The organism is Neisseria sp. SLRRB23 (assembly GCF_050896295.1).
Classification (GTDB): domain Bacteria; phylum Pseudomonadota; class Gammaproteobacteria; order Burkholderiales; family Neisseriaceae; genus Neisseria.
The window spans coordinates 1-4,425 of the sequence record NZ_JBPBFH010000057.1; the positions used below are offsets into that span (position 1 = coordinate 1).

A 4,425-nucleotide genomic window follows, 5' to 3' on the forward strand; every position below is an offset into this window, starting at 1 on the left:
AACCCGTTATAACGTGCCACCGCACCAAGGACAAAAACGACAAACAATAATGATGTTAAATAGAAAGTGGCTACCAAAAGAATCAGATTACTGATGGAATGCAGACCATATTTCCCAACGGTGAATGCCATAGCACCTAATGCCCCCAACGGTGCGGCCTTCATCAATATGGAAACCACTTTGAACATCGGGGTTGTTGCCGCCAGAAGCAAGTCGGTGATAGGACGCGCTTTCTCGCCTACGGAAGCAAGGGAAATGCCGAATAAGACGGAAACGAATAAAACTTGCAGAATATTACCTTCCGTCAGGGGGCTGACCACCGTAGTCGGAATAATATTCATCAAAAAACCAACCAAGGTGCTGTCATGTGCCTTCTCAACATATTCCGAAACCTTTTCGGAATGCAATGTAGCGGGGTCAATATTGAGTCCTGCCCCAGGTTGGACAATATTGGCGACTATCAGGCCAATAACCAATGCAAGAGTCGAAAAGGTAAGGAAATAAAGCATTGCTTTACCCGCAACGCGACCAACCGACTTCATATCATTCATACCGGCAATACCGGTAACGACGGTCAGGAAAATAACCGGTGCAATAATCATCTTGACCAGCTTGATGAACGCTTCCCCCAGAGGCTTCAAGCTTGCCCCGAAATGAGGAAAGAAATTGCCAAGTATAATACCGATAATGATGGCAACGATAACTTGGAAATACAGGCTGTGATAAAATTTCGGCCTGCCTTGCGGGAGTTGCGGCGTATCTGGAGCAGTATGCAGCATAGTGTGTCCTCTCTTAATATTTAGTTCTAATTTGAAACAAAATGTAATTTACCCACTAATTTAAAAAATACAACACAATTTAAAAAAATACAACACAATTCAAACGATGCTTTATATCTTTATGAGTTTAAATATATAAAAATTTAAAATTGTTAACGATATGGGAAATTTTGATATTTCTCCCCCCTTCCAAATAGCAATAAAAAGCAAGACGTAACCTGCCTCTCCAAGCCGCCTTACCATGCCGTACCTTATATTCCGGTAATGACCCACTTGAAACTTTATGCAAGTCAAACCTATTAAACATATGCTGAATCCAGATAAACCAAATGCCGCCTAAAACCAGATTTCCGGTTTCAGACGGCATTTAATCTTTAATCAGTCAGATGATTGATTTACACCAAACCTTTTGCTTTCAACACTTCCAGCATGGTAGTGCCCAACTCGGCAGGGCTGCGGGTGTAGGCGATGCCGGCTTTTTCAAACGCGGCGAATTTTTCCTCGGCAGTACCTTTACCGCCGGAGATAATCGCACCGGCGTGGCCCATGCGTTTGCCTTTAGGAGCGGTAACACCAGCGATATAACCTACAACAGGTTTGGTTACGTTGGATTGGATGTATTCGGCTGCTTCTTCTTCCGCAGTACCACCGATTTCACCGATCATGATGATGGCGTCGGTATCTGGGTCTTCTTGGAAGAGTTTCAGTGCGTCGATTTGGTTCATACCAGGAATCGGGTCGCCGCCGATACCGATACAGGTTGATTGACCCAAGCCCAGTTTGGTGGTTTGTGCCACGGCTTCGTAAGTCAATGTACCGGAACGGGAAATAATACCGATGCGGCCCGGAGTGTGGATGTGGCCCGGCATAATGCCGATTTTGCACTCCCCCGGAGTAATCACGCCCGGGCAGTTAGGGCCGACCAAGCGAGTACCGTTGCCGTTGGTTTCCAAATAACGTTTGGCTTTGAGCATGTCCAGAGTTGGAACGCCTTCGGTAATCACAACGACCAAGCCTACGCCTGAATCAACGGCTTCAACGATAGAATCCAACACAAACGGAGCGGGAACGTAAATTACAGATGCATCCGCGCCGGTCTCTTTAACGGCTTCTTTCATGGTGTTGAATACAGGCAGGTTCAGGTGAGTTTGACCGCCTTTGCCCGGGGTCACGCCGCCGACAACTTTAGTGCCGTAAGCCAGAGCTTGTTCGGAGTGGAAAGTACCGTTTTTACCGGTGAAACCTTGAACCAATACTTTGGTGTCTTTATTAATCAATACGCTCATTCTTTTCTCCTTAGGCGTTTACGGCTGCAACAATTTTTTCGGCTGCGTCATTCAGGCCGTCTGCAGAAGTCAGTTTCAGACCTGATTCGTTCAGGATTTTCGCGCCGAGTTCGGCGTTGTTACCTTCCAAACGAACAACGACAGGAACGTTGACGTTGATTTCTTTAACGGCTGCCACGATGGCTTCCGCAATCATGTCGCAACGTACGATACCGCCGAAGATGTTGATCAATACGCCTTGAACGGATTTGTCTTCCAAAATCAGTTTGAACGCTTCAACCACGCGGTCTTTGGTTGCGCCGCCGCCAACGTCCAAGAAGTTGGCAGGTTGGCCGCCTTTGAGTTTGATGATGTCCATAGTAGCCATCGCCAAACCGGCACCGTTCACCATACAGCCGATGTTGCCTTCCAGGGCAACATAGTTCAGGTCGAATTCGGAGGCTTTCAGCTCACGTTCGTTTTCTTGAGATTTATCGCGCAATTCGGCGATTTTTGGCAGGCGGTAGAGCGCGTTGCTGTCGATACCGATTTTGCCGTCTACGCAAGCCAGTGCGCCATTTTCGCGAACTGCCAATGGGTTTACTTCAAATAGGGCGAAGTCGTTTTCGATAAACGCTTTGTACGCGCCGGTCATCAGTTTGACAAACTCGTTGATTTGTTTGTCTTTCAAGCCCAGTTGGAACGCAACTTCGCGAGCTTGGCAAGGTTGCAGGCCGACCAGCGGATCAACGGTTACTTTGAAGATTTTTTCAGGAGTTTCGGCAGCAACTTTTTCGATTTCCACGCCACCTTCGGTAGAAGCCATGAATGTAACACGGCGGGTAGAACGGTCAACCACTGCGCCCAAGTACAGCTCGGTTTGAACAGGATACATATCTTCGCAAACCAAAACGCTGTTGACAGGTTGGCCGTTGGCATCGGTTTGGTAAGTTACCAAGTTGGTGCCAATCAGGCTTTCAGCCACTTCTTTAGCTTCTTCGCGGCTTTTAACGACTTTTACGCCGCCCGCTTTACCGCGACCGCCGGCGTGTACTTGTGCTTTGACAACAGCGAATTTGCCGCCCAATTTGTCGTAAGCTGCAGCGGCTTCTTCGCCGTTGTGCGCCAAAATACCGCCTTGTACGGGCAAACCGTAGCCAGCCAGCAGTTCTTTAGCCTGATACTCGTGTAGATTCATGGATTTCTCCTTAAGGTGAGTGGGTCTTAGGAATCGCCCTGCGGACAATCCTATATTTTCAGACGGCACTATTGTTTATTGAAAGGCAGCCACATCCGCGCCAACAAATACATGACCGCGCCGCCTACTCCAAGAATAAAAAAGACGATGCCTTTTTTACGCGAATTCGGGCAGAGCAGGTAAACGGCAAGGCTGAAACTGATAAACAACAATGCCACGCGCCAAACCAATTCTTTATCTTTGAAACGGTTGAGCGTATAAGTTTCGGTCATCATCACATACATCTGCCACAATGCGGCCATACACATGCTGATGATGCCCATCGGTATAAAGAAAATACCGACTATTTCTTTGTTCATAATGAATGTAAATGCTGTTTGTTTGCCTGACGGAATTATAAATCAGAAAACGAAGCTCTCGGAACATTCAATTTGTCGAAGGCCTTAAGGCCGTCTGAAAAGTTTCAGACGGCCTTAATGTCTATCAACCGTGCAAAGCGCGTTTGTCGGCCGCCAATGCAGCTTCGTGAACCACTTCGGACAAGGTTGGGTGGGCATGGATAATGCGGGCGATGTCTTCGCTGCTGGCGAAGAATTCGAGCGCAGTCACGCCTTCGGTAACCAATTCGCTGACAACCGGGCCGATCATGTGTACGCCCAAGATACGGTCGGTTTTAGCATCTGCCAACACTTTAACCGTACCTTTGGCTTTGCCCATTGCCAATGCGCGACCGTTTGCACCGAAACCTGAAGTACCTTTTTTGTACTCCACGCCTTCGGCTTTGAGCTGTTCTTCGGTTTTACCCACCCAAGCGATTTCAGGGTCGGTGTAAATCACGAACGGTACGTTGTTGAAGTCGATATGCGGTTTTTGACCAGCAATGCGCTCGGCAACGGCAACGCCTTCGTCGCTGGCTTTGTGTGCCAACATCGGGCCGCGAACCACGTCGCCGATTGCCCATACGTTAGGCAGGTTGGTACGGCATTCGCCATCTACCTTGATAAATCCGCGCTCGTCTTTTTCCAAGCCTACGGCTTCGGCATTCAGGCCTTTGGTGTTTGGAATACGGCCGATGGCAACGATCAGTTTGTCGAATACTTCGGTTTTGGCTTCGCCGGCAGCAGTTTCGTAAGCAACGGAAACGCCTTTGCCTTCAGATTTGATGTCGCCGATTTTCACGCCC

At 48.3% G+C, this 4,425-nt stretch carries 6 protein-coding genes; all 6 read right to left on the reverse strand.

Annotated elements, in window-relative coordinates:
- Positions 1-779: cation:dicarboxylate symporter family transporter (locus ACRPFF_RS10765; RefSeq protein WP_432674647.1), on the reverse strand; the 779-nt coding region annotated here is incomplete at its 3' end.
- Between the two features lie 127 nt (positions 780-906).
- Complete coding sequence (locus ACRPFF_RS10770) at positions 907-1,146, reverse strand: hypothetical protein (RefSeq protein WP_432674648.1); 240 nt, start codon at positions 1,144-1,146, stop codon at positions 907-909.
- Between the two features lie 28 nt (positions 1,147-1,174).
- Positions 1,175-2,065 (reverse strand): succinate--CoA ligase subunit alpha, encoded by an 891-nt coding sequence (gene sucD / locus ACRPFF_RS10775; RefSeq protein WP_003675100.1) that lies wholly within the window; start codon positions 2,063-2,065, stop codon positions 1,175-1,177.
- Between the two features lie 10 nt (positions 2,066-2,075).
- Positions 2,076-3,242: an ADP-forming succinate--CoA ligase subunit beta gene (gene sucC, locus ACRPFF_RS10780; protein ID WP_432674649.1), complete on the reverse strand. Its 1,167-nt coding sequence runs from the start codon at positions 3,240-3,242 to the stop codon at positions 2,076-2,078.
- A gap of 68 nt (positions 3,243-3,310) precedes the next feature.
- Positions 3,311-3,601 (reverse strand): hypothetical protein, encoded by a 291-nt coding sequence (locus ACRPFF_RS10785; protein ID WP_107960365.1) that lies wholly within the window; start codon positions 3,599-3,601, stop codon positions 3,311-3,313.
- 124 nt (positions 3,602-3,725) lie between these two features.
- The coding region (locus tag ACRPFF_RS10790; protein ID WP_432674650.1) for an FAD-dependent oxidoreductase at positions 3,726-4,425 on the reverse strand (700 nt) is incomplete at its 5' end.